Origin of the sequence: Mesoterricola sediminis, from assembly GCF_030295425.1 — a bacterium.
In the GTDB taxonomy this organism is placed as follows: domain Bacteria; phylum Acidobacteriota; class Holophagae; order Holophagales; family Holophagaceae; genus Mesoterricola; species Mesoterricola sediminis.
The window spans coordinates 4,396,795-4,418,689 of record NZ_AP027081.1 but is presented as its reverse complement, the minus strand read 5'-3'; the positions used below and the strand labels follow the sequence as shown (position 1 = coordinate 4,418,689).

General features: G+C 70.7%; 19 protein-coding genes. 5 read left to right on the top strand and 14 right to left on the bottom strand.

The features are described 5' to 3' along the window. Positions 1–102 precede the first annotated feature (102 nt). Positions 103–2,046 (top strand): APC family permease, encoded by a 1,944-nt coding sequence (locus tag R2J75_RS19265; RefSeq protein ID WP_243333361.1) that lies wholly within the window; start codon positions 103–105, stop codon positions 2,044–2,046. A gap of 1 nt (position 2,047) precedes the next feature. On the opposite strand, the gene R2J75_RS19260 is transcribed toward R2J75_RS19265, so the two are convergent. The 6 genes from R2J75_RS19260 to R2J75_RS19235 are packed head-to-tail and all read right to left on the bottom strand — an operon-like array spanning position 2,048 to position 7,786. Continuing rightward, positions 2,048–2,755 (bottom strand): hypothetical protein, encoded by a 708-nt coding sequence (locus R2J75_RS19260; protein ID WP_243333363.1) that lies wholly within the window; start codon positions 2,753–2,755, stop codon positions 2,048–2,050. 4 nt (positions 2,756–2,759) lie between these two features. Further along, complete coding sequence (locus tag R2J75_RS19255) at positions 2,760–4,646, bottom strand: tetratricopeptide repeat protein (RefSeq protein ID WP_316410816.1); 1,887 nt, start codon at positions 4,644–4,646, stop codon at positions 2,760–2,762. Between the two features lie 3 nt (positions 4,647–4,649). Then, positions 4,650–5,225: an FHA domain-containing protein gene (locus R2J75_RS19250; protein ID WP_243346695.1), complete on the bottom strand. Its 576-nt coding sequence runs from the start codon at positions 5,223–5,225 to the stop codon at positions 4,650–4,652. Positions 5,226–5,252: 27 nt separating this feature from the next. Then, the gene (locus tag R2J75_RS19245; RefSeq protein WP_243333366.1) at positions 5,253–5,933 is read right to left on the bottom strand and encodes a LolA family protein; all 681 of its coding nucleotides are present in this window, start codon (positions 5,931–5,933) and stop codon (positions 5,253–5,255) included. Further along, positions 5,933–6,991, bottom strand: coding sequence for a hypothetical protein (locus R2J75_RS19240; protein WP_243333367.1), 1,059 nt, complete (start codon positions 6,989–6,991; stop codon positions 5,933–5,935). The genes R2J75_RS19245 and R2J75_RS19240 overlap by 1 nt, the downstream gene beginning before the upstream one ends. 15 nt (positions 6,992–7,006) lie before the next feature. Further along, positions 7,007–7,786, bottom strand: coding sequence for an MBL fold metallo-hydrolase (locus tag R2J75_RS19235; protein WP_243333370.1), 780 nt, complete (start codon positions 7,784–7,786; stop codon positions 7,007–7,009). A 64-nt stretch (positions 7,787–7,850) separates the two neighbouring features. Between R2J75_RS19235 and R2J75_RS19230 the strand changes: the two genes are divergently transcribed. The 4 genes from R2J75_RS19230 (at position 7,851) to R2J75_RS19215 (ending at position 11,431) form a co-directional block, all read left to right on the top strand. Beyond that, a complete protein-coding gene (locus R2J75_RS19230) occupies positions 7,851–8,750 on the top strand; it encodes a MurR/RpiR family transcriptional regulator (protein WP_243333372.1) in 900 nt (299 codons plus the stop codon). A gap of 4 nt (positions 8,751–8,754) precedes the next feature. Continuing rightward, positions 8,755–9,264, top strand: coding sequence for a molybdopterin-guanine dinucleotide biosynthesis protein B (gene mobB / locus R2J75_RS19225; RefSeq protein WP_243333374.1), 510 nt, complete (start codon positions 8,755–8,757; stop codon positions 9,262–9,264). Between the two features lie 115 nt (positions 9,265–9,379). Then, positions 9,380–9,886, top strand: a complete 507-nt coding sequence (nrfH, locus tag R2J75_RS19220; protein ID WP_243333377.1) for a cytochrome c nitrite reductase small subunit — start codon at positions 9,380–9,382, stop codon at positions 9,884–9,886. 33 nt (positions 9,887–9,919) lie between these two features. Further along, positions 9,920–11,431, top strand: a complete 1,512-nt coding sequence (locus R2J75_RS19215; protein ID WP_243333378.1) for an ammonia-forming cytochrome c nitrite reductase subunit c552 — start codon at positions 9,920–9,922, stop codon at positions 11,429–11,431. Positions 11,432–11,517: 86 nt separating this feature from the next. Here R2J75_RS19215 and R2J75_RS19210 read toward each other — a convergent pair whose 3' ends face one another. The 8 genes from R2J75_RS19210 to R2J75_RS19175 form a co-directional block, all read right to left on the bottom strand. Then, positions 11,518–12,594, bottom strand: a complete 1,077-nt coding sequence (locus R2J75_RS19210; protein ID WP_243333380.1) for an XdhC family protein — start codon at positions 12,592–12,594, stop codon at positions 11,518–11,520. Positions 12,595–12,601: 7 nt separating this feature from the next. Continuing rightward, complete coding sequence (gene ssnA / locus R2J75_RS19205; RefSeq protein WP_243333382.1) at positions 12,602–13,933, bottom strand: putative aminohydrolase SsnA; 1,332 nt, start codon at positions 13,931–13,933, stop codon at positions 12,602–12,604. Between the two features lie 147 nt (positions 13,934–14,080). Beyond that, positions 14,081–15,538 (bottom strand): pyridoxal-phosphate dependent enzyme, encoded by a 1,458-nt coding sequence (locus R2J75_RS19200; RefSeq protein WP_243333384.1) that lies wholly within the window; start codon positions 15,536–15,538, stop codon positions 14,081–14,083. Between the two features lie 15 nt (positions 15,539–15,553). Continuing rightward, the gene (gene ygeW, locus R2J75_RS19195; protein ID WP_243346694.1) at positions 15,554–16,765 is read right to left on the bottom strand and encodes a knotted carbamoyltransferase YgeW; all 1,212 of its coding nucleotides are present in this window, start codon (positions 16,763–16,765) and stop codon (positions 15,554–15,556) included. Positions 16,766–16,781: 16 nt separating this feature from the next. Then, complete coding sequence (locus R2J75_RS19190; protein WP_243333387.1) at positions 16,782–18,143, bottom strand: dihydroorotase; 1,362 nt, start codon at positions 18,141–18,143, stop codon at positions 16,782–16,784. Continuing rightward, positions 18,140–19,354 (bottom strand): threonine synthase, encoded by a 1,215-nt coding sequence (gene thrC, locus R2J75_RS19185; RefSeq protein WP_243333390.1) that lies wholly within the window; start codon positions 19,352–19,354, stop codon positions 18,140–18,142. The genes R2J75_RS19190 and thrC overlap by 4 nt, the downstream gene beginning before the upstream one ends. Before the next feature lie 52 nt (positions 19,355–19,406). Continuing rightward, complete coding sequence (locus tag R2J75_RS19180) at positions 19,407–20,300, bottom strand: hypothetical protein (RefSeq protein WP_243333392.1); 894 nt, start codon at positions 20,298–20,300, stop codon at positions 19,407–19,409. 100 nt (positions 20,301–20,400) lie between these two features. Beyond that, entirely contained in the window at positions 20,401–21,798 is a 1,398-nt protein-coding gene (locus tag R2J75_RS19175) for a nucleobase:cation symporter-2 family protein (protein ID WP_243333398.1), read from the bottom strand. Positions 21,799–21,895 lie beyond the last annotated feature (97 nt).

The following is a 21,895-nucleotide window of genomic DNA, read 5'->3' as shown; positions in this document are numbered from 1 at the left end:
GAACGAGGGTCCCCGGACTTGGATCACTTCGCCACGGGCGGGGCTTCCAATGGTGCATTCCTAGGTTATGATCCAACCTCGGGCTATTTCCCACGGGGCCATATGGCTGATTTTCGACGTCTTCTTTTGGGTCGCCGCCTGGCGAGCGACGAAACCCACGCTACCAAGATCAGCAACCCCGTCGCCCTGGCCGTTTTCTCCTCGGACGCCCTCTCCTCCGTCGCTTACGCCACGCAGGAGATCATGGCCTCGCTGTCCACGGCCATCGGCCACGGCGGGGCCGCGGCGGCGGCCGCGGGCGGCGCCGCGGCCTTCGTGTTCGGGCTCTCCGTCCCCGTCGCCATCGGCATCACCCTCCTGCTCCTGATCCTCGCCTTCAGCTACCGCCAGACGATCCTGGAGTATCCCAGCGGCGGCGGCGCCTACATCGTCGCCAAGGAGAACCTGGGCGAGACGGCGGCCCAGACCGCCGGAGCCTCCCTCCTGGTCGACTACATCCTGACCGTGGCCGTGTCCGTCTCCTCCGGCATCGCCGCCATCACCGCGGCCGCTCCGGTCCTCCAGGACCACAACGTGGCGCTGACGCTGCTGGCCATCGCGTTCATCGCGATGGCGAACCTCCGCGGCGTCAAGGAGAGCGGCGCGCTCTTCTCCATCCCGACCTACGGTTTCCTCGTCAGCATCCTGGTGATGATCTTCATCGGGTTCGCCAAGTGGATCGCCGGGGTGCCCGCGGGCGTCCAGGCCCACCAGGTGGAGGCCGCCGTCGGCAACGCGCACAACCTCGCGGGCCTCGCCCTCATCTGGGTCTTCATGCGGGCCTACTCGGCGGGCTGCACCGCGCTCACCGGGGTGGAGGCCATCTCCAACGGCGTCACGGCCTTCAAGGAACCCTCGGGCCCCAACGCCGCCAAGACCATGATCGCCATGGTGCTCCTGCTGGGCACGATGTTCCTCGGCATCACCCTGCTGGCCCACCACTACGGCGTGGTCTACCACCACAGCACCGACCCGCGGGTGGTGCAGGAGACGCTGCTCTCCAACCTGACCCGCCACGTGCTGGGGCACAACGGCGTGGTCACCGGCCTCGGCAAGGTCTACTACTACGTGATCCAGGGCTTCACCTTCGCCATCCTGGTCGTCGCCGCCAACACGGCCTACGCGGACTTCCCGCGGCTCGCGGCCCTCCAGGCCAAGGACGGCTTCCTGCCCAACCAGTTCGCGAGCATGGGCGACCGGCTCGTGTTCTCCAACGGCATCCTGATCCTCTCCGTCTTCGCGGGCTTCCTGGTTGTGCTCTTCCACGCCAACACGGACGTGCTGCTGCCCCTCTACGCCCTGGGCGTGTTCCTGGGCTTCACCATCAGCCAGACCGGAATGGTCGTGCACTGGCGCCGCAAGCAGGGGCCGCACTGGAAGGTGAAGGCCGTGGTGAACGGGATCGGCGCCTGCGCCTCGGCCATCGTCATGCTGGACATCGCCATCACGAAGTTCGTCGGCGGCGCCTGGATCGTCATCGTGCTCGTCCCCATCCTGGTGACGACCTTCTTCAACATCCACCGGCACTACATCAAGGTGAAGTCGACGCTGGCGGCGAGCCGCACCGACGCCTTCCTGCCCAGCAAGCACCACGCCATCGTGCTCGTGTCCGGGCTCCACGCCGGGGTGGTCCAGGCCCTCTCCTACGCGCGCCTGATCTCCGGCAACCGCGTGGAGGCCCTGACGGTGGACCTCGGCTCGGACGGGTTCCACGAGAGCCCCGCCATCCAGAAGCTGCGCGCCGACTGGGCCTACTACGGCATGGGCGTGCCCCTGCGCAGCGTGCCCAGCCCCTACCGCAAGGTCGTCGAGCCGATCCTGGAGGAGGTCACCCGCTTCCGCCTGGCGGAGCCCGAGGTGTGCCTCACCATGATCCTGCCCGAGTACGTGACGCCCAAGTGGTGGCAGCGGGTGCTCCACAACCAGATGGCCTTCCGCATCAAGGCCTCCCTCATGCTCAAGCCGGGGGTGATCGTCACCTCGGTGCGCATGCACCTGCCGGACTGAATCAGCGCAGGCGGGCCGAGGGCACCTGGAGGATCTCCTGGCCGCTGAGCAGCTCGGCCAGGGTCCGGTGATCCGGCGTGAGCACCATGCAGAGGAAGGAGACGGGGAAAGCGGCGCTGGAGACGAGGTGCAGCAGGCTGAAGGCCATGCGGCGCTCCGGCTGGTCCGCGTCCACGGCCAGGCGGAGGAGGGCCATCATCGGCGACTGGCCCACGAGGACCAGGGGCACCATGAGGTAGGCCCAGGAGAGGGTCAGGTGCAGGGGGACCAGGTAGGCCCACATCTCCCCGTAAAGGCGGGCGGGGAAGACGCCGGAAGCCAGGCAGGCCGCCATCGCGGCGATGAGGTTGAGGGCCAGGAGGCAGGCCAGCTCGCCGGCCTCCATGCGGACCACGGGCCAAAAGGCGTCCAGGAGATCGGACTCCGGGGCCGCGGGGGTCCGGAGTTCGACCGCGGGGATGGGCGGAAGGGCCAGGGGATCGCCGGGCGGGGGCTCGACGAGGGGCAGGGGCTCGACCCGGCCCAGGGCAGGGACGGACAGGCTCTGCCGCTCGCCCTTGGGGGCGGGGGCCGGCGCGCGGAGGGCGCTCGCCTGGAACAGGAGGGGCCGGGGCAGGGGGCGGCGCGGCAGGGCCAACCCGCACACCGGGCATTCCAGGGCCAGGGGCGTCACCCGGGCGTGGCAGCTGGGGCAGGGGGGGCGGGTCATCCGGTCAGCCGAGAAGGGGGATCCAGGGGGCCCGCTGGCCCTTGGGGAGGGCCTGGATCTGCTCGAGGAGGCGGAGCCGGGCCAGCCAGGTGCGGTCCTGGGGGAACATGGCCCGGCCCTGGAGGAGCAGGTCCCGGGCGTCGCCGTAGTGCTCGGCGCCGGCCCGGGCCTGGACGAGGGCCAGCCACACGGTCTTCGCCCGGCCCTTCAGCTCGGCGTCGTCGGGGGCCTGGCGCAGGCGGTTGAGGAGGGTGCTTCGCGCGGTGTCCAGGTCCCCGTCCCGCAGGCTCTTGTCCAGGTCGGGCGATTCGGGGAGCGGGGGCAGGGCGGCCAGGCCCGCCTTGGCCCGGTCCAGGATCTGGGCGGCGGCGGCGTCGCCGGGGTCCAGCCGCAGGCATTCCTGGGCCCGGTAGTAGGCGGTCAGCGGATCGTCGGAGACGGCCTTGTCCGCCTCGGCCCGGATCGCGGCCGGGGTCTCGCCCAGCACGGGGGCCTGGGTCTTGCGGGCCGCGGGGGCGGCCGCGCTGTTCCGGGCCGCGGCCACCGCCTCGCGGAGGGCCACATCGCGCTGGTAGGAGCGGAAGATGATGGAGAGGGTCAGGAGGACGACGACGGCCAGGCCGGCGATGGTCACGTTCCGGGGGGTGAGGAGCCATTCCGGCACGGGCAGGTCCCGGGCCACGCGGGGGGGGCGGGGGCCGCCGCGGGTGGTGGCGCGGGTGGTCACGGTCCGGGGCATGGCGGGCACGGGGGCGGCCTCCACGGGCGCCGGCTCCGGGCTGGCCACGGGGTGGGCCGGGGGGGCCTCGGGCGCCGCCTGGGCGCCCAGGAGGGTCCGGCACTGCTGGTAGCCGAGGATCACCCGGGGATCCCGGGAGCCGGCCTCGAGCAGCTGCTGGAAGGAATACGCGGCCTCTTCGATCCGCCGGGTCCGGAGGAGGCGCTCGGCCGCGAGGATGCGGTCCTCGCCGGGTTCCGCCACCGGGTGGGCGGGTTCGGGGGGGGCGGGGACCGCGGGCAGGGTGGGCGTGGGGCCCGTGCCCCGCTCGCGCATGGCCATGTCCAGGTAGGCCTGGGCGTCCGGCTGTCCAGGATCCGCGTCCAGGGCCCGCCGCCACTTCTCGATGGCTTCGTCCGCCATGCCGAGCTCGTAGATCTGGATGCCCTCCCGCACGAGGCGCTCGGCCTCGTCCGCGCCGGTCCGGGAGCCGGCCTCCGGCGCCGGGGAGGCCGAAGGACCCTCGGCGGCCCCGGCCAGGGGGGGGAGGCCCAGGTCCCGGCGGGCCCCGTTGATGTAGGTGCGGACGAGGGCGTTGCCGGGATCGGCCTCCAGGGCCCGCTCCCACTTGGCGAGGGCGTCCTCGGTCTGGCCCATGTCGTAGAGGGTGCAGCCGTCCCGGACCAGGCGGTCCGCGTCCGGCGCCTCGGCGGGGGCCTCGGGGGGGGCGGCCCGGAGCTCCAGCTCCCGGCGCGCGCCGTCGATGTAGCCGCGGGCCAGGGCGTTTTCCGGATCCTGCTTGAGGGCGAGCTCCCAGGTGGCGATGGCGCGCTCGGGCTTGCCGGCGTCGTACAGGGCGCAGCCCGCCTCCAGGAGGCTGTTCACCTCCGTGGGCGGGGGGGTGTGGGTCTGGCGGTCGGGGGCACCCGGCTCAGGGGCGCCCGGCCTAGGGGCGCCCGGCACAGGGGCGCCCGGCAAAGGGGGCGCCTCCAGGCCGTCCTGGGTCGCCCGGGCGTCGAAGTGGGCCTTGACCCGGTAGAGGCCGGAGCGGGCGGCCTGGCAGGTGGGGTCCTTCTTCAGGATGGCCTGCCAGATCTGGCCGGCCTTCACGACGTCACCGGCCTGGAAGAGCGCCTCCGCCTGGGTCAGGTAGGGATCGTAGGGACTGCCCATGGCTCAGTCCAGGCCGAGGGCGTTGGTGTCCCGGACCAGGAGCATGAAGGTGCTCCGGCCGCAGGAGAATTCCTGGCGATCGGAGAGCTTGACGGGCTCGGTGATGGGGGTGGTGTCCAGGAAGGTGCCGTTGGTGCTTCCCAGGTCGGAGAGCCAGACCGTGCCGTCCGGATGGATTTCCACCCGGGCGTGCCGGCGGGAGATCTCCGGGTCGTTGATGACCACGTCCCCCTCCTCCCGCCCGATGACCGTGATGGGCCCCTCCAGCACTTTCACGGTGGAGGCCAGGGGCCCGGTGAGGAAGGCGAGGCTGTAGCGCATGCCCGGCGGCATGCCGTCGTGCTTCAGGTTGGCCAGGGAGAGCATGGCGTCCCGTCCCTTGCGCCGGCTCGTTTCGGTGGCCTTGGGCGGCGGCGGGGGCGGCGGCGGCGCGAGGGGCGCCGGGGCCGCCAGGGCGGGGTTCCGGACCTCGAAGGTGTGGCCGCACTTGGGGCATCGGAAGCGCTTGGAAGGGGCTCCCATGAACCGCTCGTCCCCGTACTGGAAGCGGGATTCGCAGGATGGACAGGTGACGATCATGCGTGCCTCGTTGCAGCCGCCTTCATTCTACTTCCTTCTGGTTGCAAAAAAGCTGAACTCGTTGCGGACCGGGACGCCGGCCGGGACCTTGAAGCCGGTGACCTGGGCGGGGACGGGCTGGTTGAGGCCGAGGGGGCCCAGTTCCAGGAGCCAGCTGTCGCCGCTGCGCTCCACCCAGTTCATCTGCCGGGGCAGCCAGGTCTCCCGGTCCACCCAGATCTGGAGGACCTGCATGCGCTTCTTGACGGAGAGGCTCCGGGGCTCGAGGGTCAGGAGCCAGGTGCCCGCGGGCTCCCGGGTCTCGCCGACGCTGATGCGGAAGTAGTCCGACAGGTAGCTGAGGCGCTGGCCCAGGCCCAGGAAGCGGCGGTTGGTGTTCTTGATGAGGCCGATCTTCATGACCTCCGCCGCCCCTTCCCCGGGGCTGTAGGAGACGAGGGCCTTGGGGGTGATGTGGATGACCAGGTCCTCGGGCGGGGCGAAGGCGAAGTGGACGAAGTCCGACTCCTGGAGCCAGAGGGTCCCCTTGGTCACGGTGGGCGTCTTCAGGAGGGCCCGCCGGATGGTGAGGGTGAACGGGGCCTGGAGGGTGGAGACCTTGGCCTGGGCGGCGTCGAAGCGCTCCACCACTTCCTTGAGGGGGGGCTGGGCGGACATGGCCAGGGCGGCGAGGGCCGCCAGGGCGGCCGCGCGGAACCGGGTGACCATCAGTTCACCATCGCGGCGAGGCCCTTGAGGGGCCGGTCGGGGCCCGCCTGGAACCCGAAGGAGAGCAGGAGGGAAGGCATGCGGAGGTCCAGGGTGCCGCCGACGCGGGTGACGGAGGCGTCCCCGATCTCCCGGCGCTCGCCGCCCACCCGGAAGGTGACCGAGGCGCTGACCTGGTAGCGGAGGGAGGCGGCGGCGGTCCGCTGCTTCTGGGGGAAGGGCATGCGGGCCGTGCGGTTGAGGTCGCTTTCCAGGGTCAGCAGCGTGCTGGGGCCCAGGTCGAGCTGGAGGGCCGCCCGGAACTGGGGCTTCATGTCCACGTCCCACAGGCGCTTGCGGTTGAGCTGGTCCACCATCACCCCCAGGCGGAGGCCCTCGGCCAGGTCCCGGGTGAACCCGGCGTCCAGGGCCCAGTTGGTGGCCTTCACCGAGGCGGGGTTGGCGGACATGACCAGGTCGTCGGCGCGGAGGGTGTAGGGGAAGGTCCCCCCCTGGGCCAGCAGGGGGGCGATGCCGCCCAGCTGCCACTGCTCGGCCCGGAAACTGAAACCGGCCGCGGTGCCCCCGGCGAGGGAGCCGCCGCCGACGTGGATGCGGTTCACGATGGCGCGCCGCCCGTCCAGGACGGTGGTGTTGGCCGCGAGGCCGGCGCCCAGGTTGGTCAGGTCCACGGCGGCGAAGCTGCTGCGGAACTCCTCCCGGGTGAAGCCGAAGCCGGCCGCGTCCCGGGCCATGGCGAGGCCGTAGGCGCGGGTGCGCAGGGCCCAGGGGTTGTCGGCCAGGCGCCGGAGGGCCCCGTCCACCACCGTGGGATCGGTGGCCAGGGTGTCCCCGAGGATGGCCTTGTTGTCCGAGGCCCGCTGGTCCCCGTCGACCCACGAGAGGTGCCAGCCCGGGGCCGCCCGGTCGTACCGGGCCGGGTTGCCCAGGGGGCTCAGGCCGTCCGAGAAGACCCGGGAGCCGCCGAAGGCGGTCCCGTCGTTGAAGAGGGGGGTCTGGGCCGCCAGGGGAAGGGAAAGGGCCACGAAGGCCAGACGGGAGGGCTTCAGGAGGTTCATGGATCCATCCTCGTCCTAAACGGCGGGGTCCGCAACCTGGAGGGGAACGGTTTGGCTGGCCACCAGGAGGCGGGTGCCGCTGCCCGCCAGGACCGCCTCGGCGGCGAGCCGGGCCAGGTCCGGCAGGTTGTTGTGTTCACTCAGATGGGCGAGCACCACCGTGCGCAGGGCGGGGGCGTTCACCCGGGCCAGCAGGTCGGCCATGGCCTCGTTGCTGAGGTGGCCGACGCGGCTGAGGATCCGGGCCTTCAGGGCGGGGGGGTAGTCCCCCTCCCGGAGCATCACCACGTCGTGGTTGGCCTCCAGGACGAGCAGGTCCAGGTCCCGGCAGTGGTCCTCCACCAGGGCCGTGGGGTGCCCCAGGTCCGTCACCACGGCGGCCCGCAGGCCGTCCGCGGAGACCCGGTAGGCCACCGAATCGGCCGCGTCGTGGGGGGTCGTGAAGGGGAGCACCTCGAAACCGTTCCATCGCTCGGGCGAACCGGCGCGCAGGGGGATCCGGCGGCTGGGGGGGATCTCCACCCCCGTCGCGGCCTCCACGGCCGCCAAGGTGTCCGGCGTGCCCATGAACAGCCAGGGGGTCCGTCTCAGGAGGACGGGCACCGCCCCGATGTGGTCCGAGTGCTCGTGGGTGAGGGCCACGGCCACCTCGGCCCCCTCCTCCAGCCCCACCGCGGCCATGCGCAGGCGGATCTGCTTGAGGGAGATGCCGGCGTCCACCAGGAGGGTCGACCCGGGGCGGGAGAAGACATGGCAGTTCCCCTTGGAGCCGGAGGCGAGGGCGGCGTACATCATGGGGACAGGATACCCGGCGCCGGGCCCCTGCCCCCCGCCCCTGGTGCTACACTTTTCATCACCCATGAACGCCCAAACGTCCGATACCCCCATCCAGGCGCGCCTCGCGGAGGCGTACCGCGACCTTCCGGACGCCATGCGCCGCATCGCGGACGTGCTCATGTCCGATCACCTCCTGGGCGCCCTCTGGGGCATCGAGTCCATGGCGCACCGGGCGAACGTGAGCGTCGGAACCGTCGTCCGGTTCGCCAAGCGCCTGGACTACAAGGGCTTCAGCGAGTTCCGCGACGCCCTCCGCGCGGCCTGCCACGCCCGCAGCGGCGACACGGACCTGGAGATGATGGAGGCCCCCACCGACGTCTTCGGCACCCTGGCCGAAGTGACCCGGCGGGACGGGGAGAACCTCAACCGGCTCATCCAGATGGTGGACCACGGCACCCTCGAGGAGGCGGTGGCCCTCATCACCCAGTCCCGCCACCGGGTGATCCTGGGCCGGGGCGTCTCCCACGTGATGAGCCTGATCCTGGCCTTCTACCTCACCCAGGCCGGCCTGCCCTGCATCGGGGCCATCCCCTCCGACTTCTCCAACCAGGTCGCCAACCTGGGGGAACACGACCTGCTGATCGTCCTCAGCTTCGCGCCCTACAGCCGCGAGACGGTGGACGCCGCCGTCTTCGCCAAGGAGTCCGGGGTGCCGGTCCTCGCCTTCTCCGAGCGCGCGGATTCGCCCCTGGCGCCCTACGCGGACATCCACATCCCCGTGCCCAGCGAGGACCTGCTCTTCAGCTGCAGCATGACAACGTTCGCGGCGCTGGCCCATGCCTTCGCCATCGTCGCGGCCAGCCAGGACCACACCGGCACCCTGCACCGCCTCAAGGCGGCGGACAAGGTGGCCCAGCCCCTCTTCGTGGACCACTGGCTGCCCATGCGCCCCGGCGCGGTGAAAGGTGGACGGAAGGGGTGAGGCCATGCGGATCATGGGCATCGTGGGCTGGAGCGGCAGCGGCAAGACGAGCCTGGTGACCGCCCTCCTCCCGGTCCTGCGCCGCCGCGGGCTCCAGGTCTCCACCATGAAGCACACCCACCACCGGTTCGACCTGGACACCGAGGGCAAGGACTCCTGGAAGCACCGGGAGGCCGGGGCCTCCGAGGTGCTCGTCGTGGCCGCCCACCGGTGGGTCCTCATGCACGAGAACCGGGAGGCGCCCGAACCCTCCATCGAATCGCTCATCGAGCGCATGACGCCCGTGGACCTGCTCCTGATCGAGGGCTTCAAGACCCATCCCCACCCCAAGATCGAGGTGCACCGGCGGTCCGAAGGGAAGCCCCTGCTGGTCGGCGGCGACCCCCACATCGTGGCCGTGGCGTCGGACGAGGCCCTCCCGGACCTGCCGGTGCCCCGCCTGGACCTGGACGATCCGGAGGCCGTGGCGGACTTCATCCTCGCCTGGAACCCCGGGCAACCAATTTATAAATAAACAGTTAGATTCTTTTCGAGAAAAGTTTCACGTCTTGATTTCCGTCAAGGAAGATTCTAGGCTTCGCGTGCAGCCTAGTTGCATAGCCGTATTTAGGACGGATTCGGAGGAAGCCATGGCAGGAGGACTTGGCGGTCGGCAGGTGAAGCCCCGCGGCGCGCTCTGGGCCCTGGGCATCGCCATCCCGATCCTCGTCGGCGCGTTCCTGGGTTCGGGGCTCTTCACCTTCGTCTCGGCCCACGGCACCTCGTACCTCTCCAACGACCCCGCCGTCTGCGTGAACTGCCACGTGATGCGCGAGCAGTACGAGGGCTGGCTGCACAGCTCCCACCACGCCGCCGCGGTCTGCAACGACTGCCACCTGCCCCACGAGAGCGCCATCGGCAAGCTCTACGTGAAGGCCAGCAACGGCTACCACCACAGCCGCGCCTTCACCCTCATGGACTTCCACGATCCGATCCAGATCAAGCCCGGCAACGCGGAGGTGCTGGAAGCCAACTGCATCCGCTGCCACGCCGCGCTCGTCAACGACATCACCGCCCACGGGGGGCTTTCCGCGGAGCCCCGCGGGGGCCTCTACGGCTGCGTGAAATGCCACCCCGGCGTGGGCCACGGACGCTAGCCCCAGATCCCAGATCCCTTCTCGAGGCCACCCATGAACGATCCCAAGCCCCCCCTCCACACCCGCCCGGTGTTCCGCCTAGGCCTCATCGCCGCGGCCGCGGCGGTCGGGACGATCCTCGTCCTGGCCCTGAACGCGAGCGTCACCCGCCACAAGATGGAGGCCCTCCAGACTTCCGTGCGCCTCGTCGACCTGGACGAGAAGACGCTGGACCCCGCGCTCTGGGGCAAGAACTTCCCCCGCCAGTACGACGGCTACCTCCGCACCTCGGAGCGCTACGGCACCAAGTACGGCGGCGGCGGCAGCGAGGCCCTCCCGCCCGAAAAGATCGTGGAGGACCCGCGCCTGCCGGTGATCTTCGACGGCTACGCCTTCGCCATCGACTACCGCAACCGGCGGGGCCACGCCTTCATGCTGGACGACCAGCGCGCCACCAAGCGCGTCACCGAGCGTCCCCAGAGCGGCGCCTGCCTCCATTGCCACGGCGCCACGACCATCCCCTACCGCGAGGCGGGCCTCAAGGCCGGCGCGGCGGGCTCCCTGGACGATCCCTTCCTCAGCGAGAAGGGCCAGGCCCAGCTCATGGCCGGCTTCGAGGCCGTGTGCAAGCTGCCCTACGCCGAGGCCACCAAGCTCGTGAAGCACCCCGTCGTCTGCGCCGACTGCCACGATCCCAAGACCATGCAGCTCCGCGTGACCAAGCCCGGCTTCCTGCGCGGCATCGTCGCCCTGGCCAAGTCCGATTCCCCCGTGCCGCACCTGCCCTCCGTGGAGAAGTGGCGCAAGGGCGACCGCAAGGAGGCCTACGACCCGAACCGGGACGCCACCCGGCAGGAGATGCGGTCCTTCGTGTGCGGCCAGTGCCACGTCGAGTACTACTGCGGCCCCAAGACCACCCTCTTCTTCCCCTGGGACCGCGGCCTCAAGGTCGAGGAGATCGAGGCCACCTACGACAACTACAAGTTCGCCGACGGCCACCGGTTCTTCGACTGGAAGCACGCCCGGACCGGCGCCGAGGTCCTCAAGGCCCAGCACCCCGAATTCGAGATCTGGAGCCAGGGCGTCCATGCCCGTTCCGGCGTCTCCTGCGCGGACTGCCACATGCCCTACCAGCGCGAGGGCGCCCTCAAGATCAGCGACCACCGGGTGGCCAGCCCCCTCCTCAACGTGAACCGCGCCTGCCAGACCTGCCACCGCTTCCCCGAGGGCGAGCTGAAGGCCCGCGTGGAGGCCATCCAGGACCGCACCCACACCCTCATGCTGCGGGCCGAGGACGCCGTCGTCGCCCTCATCAACGACCTCCAGAAGGCCCGGGCCGAAGGCTATGACGAGGCCCAGCTCAAGGACGTCTTCGAGTACCAGCGCAAGGCGCAGTGGCGCTCCGACTTCATCAACGCCGAGAACTCCATGGGCTTCCACGCCCCGCAGGAGGTGGCCCGCATCCTGGGCGAGGCCATCGACTTCGCCCGCCAGGGCCAGCTGGCCCTCCGCGAGCTGAAGGACAAGGTCAGGCCGGCGCCGGTGAAGGTGGCCGCCCGGAAGTAGGCGCTCCGGATCGCCCCGTCGGGGCTGCGGGACGGTGCATGCGGCGCGCGGGATGCGCGCCTCATGCACCGTCTTCCTGTCCGGCCTCACCCGTGGATGGGCAGCTTCCGGTCCCGCAGGGGGCCGCCCTTCCGGCCCGACAGCACGGCCTGGGCCTCGGCGATCATGGAGAGGGCGATGGCCTCGGGGGATTCCGCGCCCAGGTCCAGGCCCGCCGGGAAGTGGAGGGCGGCCAGGCCGGAGGCGGGCAGGGGCCCCCGCTCCGCCTCCAGCTCCTGGAGGAGGCGCTCCGAGCGCCGGCGGTTGCCCTGGAGCCCCAGGTAGCCCAGCGGCGCGCGGAGGAGGGCGTCCAGGGCGGCCTTGTCCTCCTCGAAGACGTGGCTCACCACCAGGGCCCCGGTGCGGGCGTCGAAGGGGACGCGGGCCAGGACGTCCCCCGCCCGGCCCACGAGGATGCGGTCCGCCTCCGGGAAGCGGGCCGCGGTGGCGAGGGCGGGCCGGTGATCCGCCAGGCCCAGGTACCAGCCCAGGTTCCGGGCGATCCGGAAGAGGGGCCGGGCGTGGTCCCCGGCGCCCACGATCCAGAGGGCGGTGGGGGGGAGCACCGGTTCCAGGAGGGCCCGGACCCCCTCGGCCTCGAAGTCGGCGGGCTCCCCCGACGCCTCCACGGCCCGCAGGGCCTCCGCCAGGGCGGCCGGGGCCTGGGTCTCGTCCTCCGTCAGGATGAACCGGTCCCCGGGGCCGGCGAAGGCGCCGGCCTCCGCGGCCCAGACCGTGGCCAGGGCGCCCCGGCCGCGGGTCTCCATGAGGTCCAGGCACCAGGTCATCCACCAGGGGAGGCGGCCCGGCTCCAGGGGTTCCATCAGCACGTCCGCGCGGCCCTGGCAGCCCATGCCCGTGCCCCAGACCAGGTCCAGGTCACTGCCCATGTCGTAGGTGGCCAGGGCGGGGACGCCGGCCGCCAGGACCCGCTCGACGCGCTCCAGGACATCCGTCTCCAGGCAGCCGGCGCTGATGCCGCCGGCGCGGACCCCTCCGGGGGCGTGCACCATGCGGGCCCCGGGCTTGCGGTACGAGCTGCCCCGGGCCCGGACGAGGGTCGACAGCGCCGCCGGCCCCTCCAGGGACCGGATGGCGGCGGCGAGCTCCCGCAGGCCTTTCACGGGCGCCTCAGAACCGGTCCCAGAGCGCGTCGGCCAGCTCCCGGCTGCGGGCCGCGAGCCGCGCCTCGTCCAGGCCGTTCACCAGGACCTTGCGCTCCATGAGGATCCGGCCTCCGCACACCGTGGTGTCCACCGCGGCCTGGGAGAGGCCGAAGATCAGGTGGCCAAGGACGGTGTTCCCGTCCAGGCGCGTGGGGGGATGGTAGTCGACGAGGATGACGTCCGCGGCCGCGCCCTCCTCCAGGGTGCCCAGGGGGAAGCCCCAGAGGCGGGTGGCCAGCTCGGGGTTCCGCGCGAAGAGGGTGCCCGCGATCTCCATGAAGGCGCAGGAGGGGTTGTCCTGGCGCAGGTGCTGGGCCCACAAGGCGACCCGGATCTCCTCGAGCATGCCGACCGTCATCGCGTCGGTGCCCAGGCCGACCCGCACGCCCCGGGCGCACATGCCGAGGACGTCGGCGATGCCCACGGCGTTGTTGAGGTTGGACTGGGGATTGTGGGCCACGAAGGTGCCGGCGGCGGCCAGCAGCTCCTGGTCGGCGGGGGTGGCGTGGACGCAGTGGGCGGCGATGGAGTCCGGCCCGAGGAGGCCGTGGGCGTGGAGCCGCGCGACGGGCGTGAGGCCGTGGCGCTCCAGGTTGGCGGCCACGTCGGAGGCGGCCTCGGCCACGTGCACGTGGAAGCCCGTGCCCACCTCCCGGCCCAGGGCCGCGGCGCGGTCCAGGGTGGCGTCCTCGAGGGTGAAGGCGGCGTGGAGGCCGAACAGGGCGCGGAGCTGGGGATCGCGCTCGGACGCGCAGCGGCGCGCGAAGGCGGCGTTCTCCTGCAGGCCCTCCTCGGAAATGGCGGCCCCGTCCCGGTCCGACACCTCGTAGCAGAGGCAGGCGCGGACGCCGGCGCGCTTCACGGCGGCGGCGATGCGGTCCAGGGAACCCGTGACGGCGAAGGGGCTCGCGTGGTGGTCCACCAGGGTCGTGGTGCCCTTGCGGACGGCGTCGGCCAGGATGACCTCGGCGCTGACCTCCACGTCGTCCAGGCCCAGCTTGCGGTCCAGCCGCCACCACAGGTTGTCCAGGACCTCCTGGAAGTTCCGGCTGGGGGCGGCCTTGCCCAGCCCCCGGACCAGGGTGGAGTAGAAGTGCATGTGGGCGTTCACGAGGCCGGGCATGACCACCTGGCCCGTCGCGTCGAGCACCTTGTCGAAGGGCCCGGCGATGGCGCCCTTGGGCGCGAGGGTGCGGATGACACCGTCTTCGATGAGCAGGGCCTGGCCTTCGAGCACCCGGCAGGGGGAGCCGAACGTGAGGATCGTGCCGTTCTCGATGAGGATGCGGTTGGGCATGGAATTTCCCTGGAATTGGATTCTAGGACAAAGGCCCGCCCGGCGGGGGCGGGAAGGGACCGGGGCCGCGCCCGCCGGGAACACCCGCGCCTCCGCGTCCCTCCCGGGAGATGGACGCGGAGGCGCGGTGGAGGGCGGGGGCGCCCGTCAGGCCCGGCTCACTTCCTCGTTGAACTTCACGATGAGCTTGTCGAACTCGGCGGCCTCCTCCGTGAAGAGCTGGCGCCAGTACTCGGGATCCCACTGGGCGCAGATCTCCTCGTAGGTCTTCCCCTGCTGCTCGACCCACGTGTAGTACTTGAGGTTGTGCACGGCCTTGCGCTCGGGGAAGGTGAGTTCCTTGAAGTGGTCCACGGCCTGGCGCTCGAGGCTGCCGGTGTGGCTGCGGGCCGCGTCCATGGCCGTGAAGGCGCCATGCTCGGCCGTCTGCTCCTCCAGGCGGCTGCGGTACATGTCGCAGCTGTCCGTGAAGATGGTGAAGACCACGTCGTTCTCGTCCAGCTCCCAGTACTTGGCGGCCTTGATGGCGGCCAGCATGTTGCAGATGCCGCTGATGCCCAGGAGGGGCAGCTGCTTCAGCACGGCCTCGGACACCCCCAGGGAGGCGAGGTAGGCCTGGCCCTCGGGCTCGTTGAAGAGCCGGAGGATGCGCATGCAGTCCTCGTCGTCGATGGCGGCGATGGCGTCCGTGTTGCGCACGTTGTGGACCCAGGGCACGTGCTTGTCGCCGATGCCCTCGATGCGGTGGTCGCCGAAGCCGTTCATGAGCAGGGTGGGGCACTGGAGGGCCTCGGTGGCGATGACCTTGGCGCCGGGGTGGTGCGCCTTCAGGTAGTCGCCCGCGGCGATCGTCCCGGCGCTGCCGGTGGCGCTGGCGTAGGCGGCGAGGCGGGTCTTCGGGGTGCGGATGGCGTTGAAGACCTCCTCGATGGCCGGGCCCGTCACGTTGTAGTGCCAGACCGGGTTTCCGAACTCCTCGAACTGGTTGAAGATCATGTGCTTGGGGTCGGCCTTGAGCTCCCAGCACTTGTCGTAGATCTCCTTCACGTTGCTCTCGCAGCCGGGGGTCGCGATCACTTCAGAGCCGATCTCGGCGAGCCAGGTGAAGCGCTCCTTGCTCATGTTCTCGGGCAGGATGGCCACCGCGGTGCAGCCGAGGACGGCCGAGTCGAAGGCGCCGCCGCGGCAGTAGTTGCCGGTGGAGGGCCAGACGGCCTTGTGGCGGTCGGGGTCGAACTCGCCGCTGACGAGGCGGGGCACGAGGCAGGCGAAGGCGGCGCCGACCTTGTGGGCGCCGGTGGGGAAGTACTTGCCGACCATGCCGATGATCCGGGCCTTGACCCCCGTGATCACCGAGGGGATCTCCAGGTGGTTGGGGCCGCCGAAGAGGCCGGTGGCGTGGTCGTTCTTCCAGGTGATGCGGAAGAGGTTCGCGGGATCGACGTCCCAGAGGCCGACGGTCTTCAGCCGGGCCTTCACGGCCTCGGGGGCGGTGCCGGGGTGCCGCATCTGCTCGAAGGTGGGGATGATGATCCCCCGGTCCTTGCAGCGCTTGGCGGTGCGCTTGACCACTTCTTCGTTGTAGGTCTTGATGATCCTGGACATGGGTTCTCCTTCGGCCTACAGGCTCAGGCTCTGGGCGCGGCGGACGATCTGCTCGAGCTTGGCGCCGGGATCCTTGATGCGGGTGAGGAACATCAGGGCGCTGATCACGAAGGGCTTGTAGCTCGCCTCATGGTAGGTGGGGATGCGGTACTGCTCGAAGACCTCGGCGGAGACCTCGCCGGCCTTGCAGCTGACGTCGGTGATGTCCGCGGGCAGGCAGTGCATGTAGAGGGCCTTCTTGCCGCTGGTGCGGTCCATCATGGCCCGGGTGCACTCCCAGTTCTGGTAGCGGGCGTTGTTGGCGAGGCACTCCTTCTCCAGCTCGCGGAGCCCTTCCTTGTCGGCGTTCTTCAGCATCTCGGTGCGGCGCTCCATGACCTGGAACGGGGCCCAGCTCTTGGGGTAGACGATGTCGGCGCCGTCGAAGGCCTCTTCCATGCTGTTGCTGACGGAGAACCTGCCGCCGGCGGCCTGGGCCTGGCGGCCGGCCATGTCGACCACGTCCTGGATCAGGCCGTAGCCCTCGGGGTGGGCCAGCCGCACGTCCATGCCGAAGCGGGTCATGAGGCCGATGATGCCCTGGGGGACGGAGAGGGGCTTGCCGTAGCTGGGGCTGTAGGCCCAGGTCATGGCGATCTTCTTGCCCTTGAGGTTCTCGAGGCTGCCGAAGTGCTGGCGGAGCCAGGCGAGGTCGGCCAGGGACTGGGTCGGGTGGTCCACGTCGCACTGCAGGTTGACGATGCTGGGGCGGCGGTGGAGCACGCCCTGGCTGGTGCCGTCCGTCAGGGCGTCGCCCACCTCCTTCATGTAGGTGTGGCCCTCGCCCAGGAACATGTCGTCCCGGATGCCGATGACCTCGGTCAGGAAGCTGATCATGTTCGCGGTCTCGCGGACGGTCTCGCCGTGCGCGATCTGGCTCTTGGTCTCGTCCAGGTCGGAGAGGCCCAGGCCCATGGCGTTGGCGGCGCTGGCGAAGCTGAAGCGGGTGCGGGTGGAGTTGTCGCGGAAGATGGAGATCGCCAGGCCCGTGTCGAAGCAGCGGTAGGACTGGCCCGCCTTGTGGAGCTGCTTGAGGGTGTCCGCGAGGGTGACGACCGCGCGGATGGTCTCCTCGGGGTGGTCCCAGGTGAGGAGGAAGTCCTTGTGGAAGAGGTCGGTCTTGAGGGCCTGGAAGGCCTTCAGGTTCTCGGTGATGGTCGCGCGCTGGGTCTCGATGCCTGCGGTCATGGGATCCTCCTCTGGATCAGGATTGGGGAAGGGTTTCGGGGTCGGGTTGAAGGGGCAGTCCGGCCGGGGCGCCGGGGTCCAGGAGCGCGCCGTCCTGCACGACCGGGACGCCCCGGAGCAGGACATGGCGGAAGCGGAGGCGGGTGGTCTCGCGGGGGAAGGCCTCGGGGGTCGGGACGTCCGCGGAGCGGACGGGGCGCTCGGGGCCCGAGGGATCCAGCACGACGACATCCCCGTCCAGGCCGGGAAGGAGGGCGCCCTTGCGGTGGGCGACCCCTGCCCGGCGGGCGGGATGGGCGGCGAGGTGCGCCGCCAGGCCCAGGGCGGAGCGGTCCGGATCATCCTCCCAGATCTTCCAGGTGATGTGGGGCAAGGCCCCCAGGCCGGCGAGGCCGTTGGGGACCTGGCGGATGTCGCTGCCGTCCCAGGCGTCCTTGTCCTCGGGCCGGAAGGGGCAGTGGTCCGTGGCGACCATGTCGAAGACGCCGTCCCGGGCGAGGGCGCGGAAGGCCTCCCGGTCCCCGCGCAGGGGCGGCGAGCAGAGCCAGCGGTGGCCGTCGGGGCGCGCCAGCCAGCCCTCGTCCAGGACCAGGTACTGGGGGCAGGTCTCGCAGGTGAGGTCCGCGCGGGACCGGGCCTCGGCGATGAGCCGGGCCGCCCCCACGGTGGACACGTGGACGACGTGGGCCGGCGCGCCCGTCGCCGCGGCGAGGTCCGCGACCCGGCGCACCGCCTCGATCTCGGCGGCCTCGGGACGCATGCGGGGATGGGAGGAGGCCCGGGAGAGGTCCAGCCCGGCGCGGTCCACGGCCGCGATGAGGGCGTCGTCCTCGCAGTGGACGAGGAAGGTGGCGCCCTTGGGGCCCAGGCGGCGGAAGAGGGTCTCCAGGACCTCGTAGCTGGCGTAGAGTCCGGCCGGCTTGTACGTGGTGTAGAGCTTCAGGGTCCGGTAGCCCGCGGCCACGAGGACCTCCAGGGAGGCCAGGTCCGCCCCGGAGAAGGTGGTGGGCGTCAGGTGCCAGAGCACGTCGGCGTAGGACCTCCCGGCCGCCTTGGCGCGGGCCTCGGCCATGGCCGAGCGGAGGGTGCCCCCGGGGCCCTGGGTCACGAAGGTGCAGAGGGTGGTGATGCCGTTCTCCACCGCGGTGCGGGTCGCCGTGGCGTAGGTGTCGGCCAGGTAGTGCCGTCCGATGCGGTCGTCCACGTGGGTGTGGAAGTCCATGAAGCCGGGCAGGACGTAGCAGCCGGAGGCGTCCAGCTCCCGGTCGGCGGGCCCGGTCCCGCCCACGGCGGCGACCCGGCCGTCCACGAGGAGGAGGTCGGCGTCGACGAGGCGGTCGCCCATGGCCACGCGGCCGTTGCGGATGACGGTCTTCACAGGGAGAGGGCCTCCAGGACCGGCTCCACCGCCGGCGGGATGCTGATGCGGGAGAGGGGGGCCTCCACGTCCTTGAGGCCGTTCCCCGTGGCCAGGATGACCGCGGAAGCGTCCGCCGGCAGGGCGCGGGAGGAGGCCTGGAGCTTGAGGAGCCCGGCGAAGGCCGTGGCGCCCGCGGGTTCCGTGAAGATGCCCGAGCGGGAGGCGAGGGTCGCCTGCGCGGACAGGATCTCCTCGTCGGTGACCGTGAGGGTGAGGCCGCCGCTCTCGAGGATGGCGCGCCGTGCGCCGTGGGCGTTGCTGGGGCAGGTCACGGAGATGGAGTCGGCCCGGGTGGTGGGGTTGGCCGCGTCGGAGTATACGCCCGTTTCCACGTACCGGTGGATCGCGTCCGAGGTGTCGGCCTGGACCCCGATGAGGCGGGGGAGGCGGTCGATGAGGCCCGCGCGGTTGAGGTCCAGGAAGGCCTTGGCCACGCCGCCCAGGATCACCCCGTCGCCCACGGACACGAAGATGGCGTCGGGCACCCGGAAGCCCGCCTGGGCCCAGATCTCGAGCCCGGCGGTCTTCTTCCCCTCGAGGGTGAGGGGATGGTAGGCCGTGTTCCGGTTGAGCCCGCCGCGCTTCGCCGTGTAGTCCAGGGAGAGCCGGAAAGCGTCGTCGTAGGTGCCCTTGACGGGCACCACCGTCGCCCCGTAGAGGACCATCTGGACCAGCTTGGCCTTGGGGGCCTTCTCCGGGACGAAGATGAGGGCCTTCTGGCCCGTGGAGGCGCAGACGGCGGCCAGGGCCGAGGCGGCGTTGCCCGTGGAGGCGGCCACGATCAGGTCGATGCCCAGGCGGGCGGCCTCGGCGGCCACCAGGAAGGAGGCCCGGTCCTTGAGGCTGCCGCTGGGGTTCAGCCCGTCGTTCTTGACCCAGAGGGTGCCGAGGCCCAGCTCGGCGGCCGTCCGGTCAAGCCGGGCCATGGGCGTGTTGCCCACGGGCAGGGGGGGATGGTAGCGGTCCTCCACGGCGCAGAAGAGCCCCCAGTCGGGGCGCCCGGGCTGGAAGCGGCCGTGGATGGCCGGGTAGTCGAAGACGGCCTCCAGCACCCCCGTCAGGGGGATGCCGGGACGGTAGGATTCCCCGCACGTCGGGCACAGGTAGCGGACCTCGTCGCGGGAATACGTGCGCCCGCAGTCCGTGCACCGGTAAACGAATGGCGTCATGGGGATCCTCGGATGGGAGGGCGCGGGGCGGGGCCCCGCGCCCGGGTTCAGGTCAGAAGTGGTATTCGATGGCCACCTGGAAGGTGGAGGTCCGCGGGTTGACGACGCGGCCGGCGGGGGTCTCGGCCCAGGTCGCGTAGGTGGGGTTGCGGAACTTGTTGTTCCAGTACTGGTAGCCGGGGCCCAGCTGCCACGTGCCGGCCTTGGCGCGGAAGACGGGGCTGATGTCGAACATCCAGGTGGTGTCGATCAGGGTCTCGGGGGCGGTGGGGACGCCGGAGCCGTCGATGCCCTTGGCCGTGGTGTAGGTGCCGAAGCCCTTGAAGGTGGTGTTCACGGCGCCGAGGGGGATCTTGATGCCCCACGCCGCGGCGACGCGGAAGGCGGGATCGAAGGAGACGTCGTTCCAGCCGCCGATGGACTTGGAGTAGCTGCCGAACGCGTTGTGGTTCTTCTCCTTGTAGTACAGGGCGCTGAGGGTCAGGAAGCCGGGGACCTTGAAGGAGAAGGTGGGGCCCGCGACGACCTTGAAGACGGACGGCGCGAAGGTCGTGTTCTTGGAGTTGTAGTCGAAGCCGGCCGTGAACTCGATGTCGGTGACGGGGCCGAACTCCAGCTTGGTGTTGAAGACCTTGGAGAGGCTGAGGTTGTGCCGGTAGGCGACGTAGACCTCCTGGGCGCCGCCGGAGCTCGCGCCGGGCTCGGCCGAGTTCATCGGATCGTTCTTGTCCGACTTCAGCATGTCCACGTTGAAGAAGTTGCTGCCGTAGGTGTAGCCGGACACGTGGTTGAGGAAGATGATGCTCTTGGCGATCTTCTTGTCGATCCCGGGCTCCTGGAAGTCGTTGCCCGTCCGGAAGCCGATGCAGGTATCGCTCCAGATGGCGGCGGACGCGGGGGAGGCCAGGGCCGCGAGGGCCAGGGCGGCGAGGGTGAGCTTCTTCATGCAACTTCTCCTTTCTGGATGGCCCGGTCCTGTGAGGGAGGCCATGGGTGGGGGGGGAACTGCAGGATTGCTGACTCGATTGTCGCCTATTCCGGGCGGTTCAGGCTTCGCTGCCGTGCGTCGCGCCGGCGGAGTCCTGCCGGGCCTCATCGCCGCGCTTGAGCTGGTTGAAGTAGAGGTTGAGGACGATGGCCGTGAGGGAGGCCAGGAGGATGCCGCTGCCCAGGAGGGGCTCCATGGACTTGGGCATGCGCTGGAAGAACTTGTCCGCGACCAGGGGGATCATGCCGAAGCCGATGCTGATCGCCACGATGTAGAGGTTCTGGCGGTTCCGCTGGAAGTCCACGCCCCCGAGGATCCGGATGCCGGTGGCGGCGACCATGCCGAACATCACGATCCCGGCGCCGCCCAGGACGAAGAGGGGGACGGAAGCGACGACGAAGGCGAGCTTGGGGACCAGGCCCAGGGCGAGGAGGATCCCGCCGCCCATGACGCAGACGAAGCGGCTGCGGACGCCGGTCACGCCCACGAGCCCCACGTTCTGCGAGAACGAGGTGTAGGGGAAGGTGTTGAAGATGCCGCCGATGAGGGTGCCCAGGCCGTCCACCCGGAGGCCGTCCGACAGCTGCTTCTGGCTGAGGGGCTTGCCGGTGATCTCCGAGAGGGCCAGGAACATGCCCAGGCTCTCCACCATCACCACGATCATGACCAGGCACATGGTGAGGACGGCGCCCGTGCGGAAGGTGGGCATGCCGAACTGGAAGGGGCGGACGACGGCGAACCAGGGCTGGGCCGCGAGGCCGGTGAAATTCACCTTGTGGAGGCCGATGGCGATGGCCATGCCGAGGATGATCCCCAGCAGGACCGCGATGTTGGCGAAGAAGCCCTTCACGAAGCGGATGATGAGGAGGATGGCCGCCAGGACGATGCCGGCCACGGCCAGGTGGACCGGGGCGCCGTAGGCGGGATTCGGCACCATGAGGCCCGACGCGGCGTCGCGCATCATGGGGCCCGGGGCGCCGGCGGCCCAGTTGATGCCGATGCGCATGAGCGAGATGCCGATGATGGAGATGATGCTGCCCGTCACCACCGGCGGGAAGAGCGGCAGCAGCCAGCTGATGACCGGCGCCACGAGGATGCCGAAGATGCCGGCCGCGATGACCGCGCCGAAGATGCCCGTGATGCCGATGGTGGGGTCGGCGGCCATGACGACCATGGGGCTCACGGCCGCGAAGGTCACGCCCATCATCACCGGGAGGCGGATGCCGAAGCGCCAGATCCCCAGGGCCTGGATGAGGGTGACGATGCCGCAGGCGAAGAGGTCCGCGTTGATCAGCAGGGCCAGCTGCTCCTTGGGGAGCTTGAGGGCCCCGCCCACGATCAGCGGGACGGCGACGGCGCCGGCGTACATGACCAGCACATGCTGGATCCCCAGCAGGGAGAGCTTGCCCAGGGGCAGAACCTCGTCCACGGGATGGATCCCTTGCGTGGTGCTCATATCACCTCCGGTCATTCAGCCCTTGGGGGGCGGCAGGGGAGTGGGAAGGAGAAACGTCTGAGTTTCCTTGGATTCTATAATTGAGGACCCGGGCGTC

Coding starts and splice junctions, on each gene's coding strand:
- R2J75_RS19180 (WP_243333392.1), bottom strand. CDS start 20,300: ATGAAGAAGCTCACCCTCGCCGCCCTGGCCCTCGCGGCCCTGGCCTCC.
- R2J75_RS19250 (WP_243346695.1), bottom strand. CDS start 5,225: ATGATCGTCACCTGTCCATCCTGCGAATCCCGCTTCCAGTACGGGGAC.
- ygeW (WP_243346694.1), bottom strand. CDS start 16,765: ATGACCGCAGGCATCGAGACCCAGCGCGCGACCATCACCGAGAACCTG.
- mobB (WP_243333374.1), top strand. CDS start 8,755: ATGCGGATCATGGGCATCGTGGGCTGGAGCGGCAGCGGCAAGACGAGC.
- ssnA (WP_243333382.1), bottom strand. CDS start 13,933: ATGCCCAACCGCATCCTCATCGAGAACGGCACGATCCTCACGTTCGGC.
- R2J75_RS19230 (WP_243333372.1), top strand. CDS start 7,851: ATGAACGCCCAAACGTCCGATACCCCCATCCAGGCGCGCCTCGCGGAG.
- R2J75_RS19265 (WP_243333361.1), top strand. CDS start 103: ATGGCTGATTTTCGACGTCTTCTTTTGGGTCGCCGCCTGGCGAGCGAC.
- R2J75_RS19175 (WP_243333398.1), bottom strand. CDS start 21,798: ATGAGCACCACGCAAGGGATCCATCCCGTGGACGAGGTTCTGCCCCTG.
- nrfH (WP_243333377.1), top strand. CDS start 9,380: ATGGCAGGAGGACTTGGCGGTCGGCAGGTGAAGCCCCGCGGCGCGCTC.
- R2J75_RS19235 (WP_243333370.1), bottom strand. CDS start 7,786: ATGATGTACGCCGCCCTCGCCTCCGGCTCCAAGGGGAACTGCCATGTC.
- R2J75_RS19255 (WP_316410816.1), bottom strand. CDS start 4,646: ATGGGCAGTCCCTACGATCCCTACCTGACCCAGGCGGAGGCGCTCTTC.
- R2J75_RS19215 (WP_243333378.1), top strand. CDS start 9,920: ATGAACGATCCCAAGCCCCCCCTCCACACCCGCCCGGTGTTCCGCCTA.
- R2J75_RS19240 (WP_243333367.1), bottom strand. CDS start 6,991: ATGAACCTCCTGAAGCCCTCCCGTCTGGCCTTCGTGGCCCTTTCCCTT.
- R2J75_RS19200 (WP_243333384.1), bottom strand. CDS start 15,538: ATGTCCAGGATCATCAAGACCTACAACGAAGAAGTGGTCAAGCGCACC.
- R2J75_RS19260 (WP_243333363.1), bottom strand. CDS start 2,755: ATGACCCGCCCCCCCTGCCCCAGCTGCCACGCCCGGGTGACGCCCCTG.
- R2J75_RS19245 (WP_243333366.1), bottom strand. CDS start 5,933: ATGGTCACCCGGTTCCGCGCGGCCGCCCTGGCGGCCCTCGCCGCCCTG.
- thrC (WP_243333390.1), bottom strand. CDS start 19,354: ATGACGCCATTCGTTTACCGGTGCACGGACTGCGGGCGCACGTATTCC.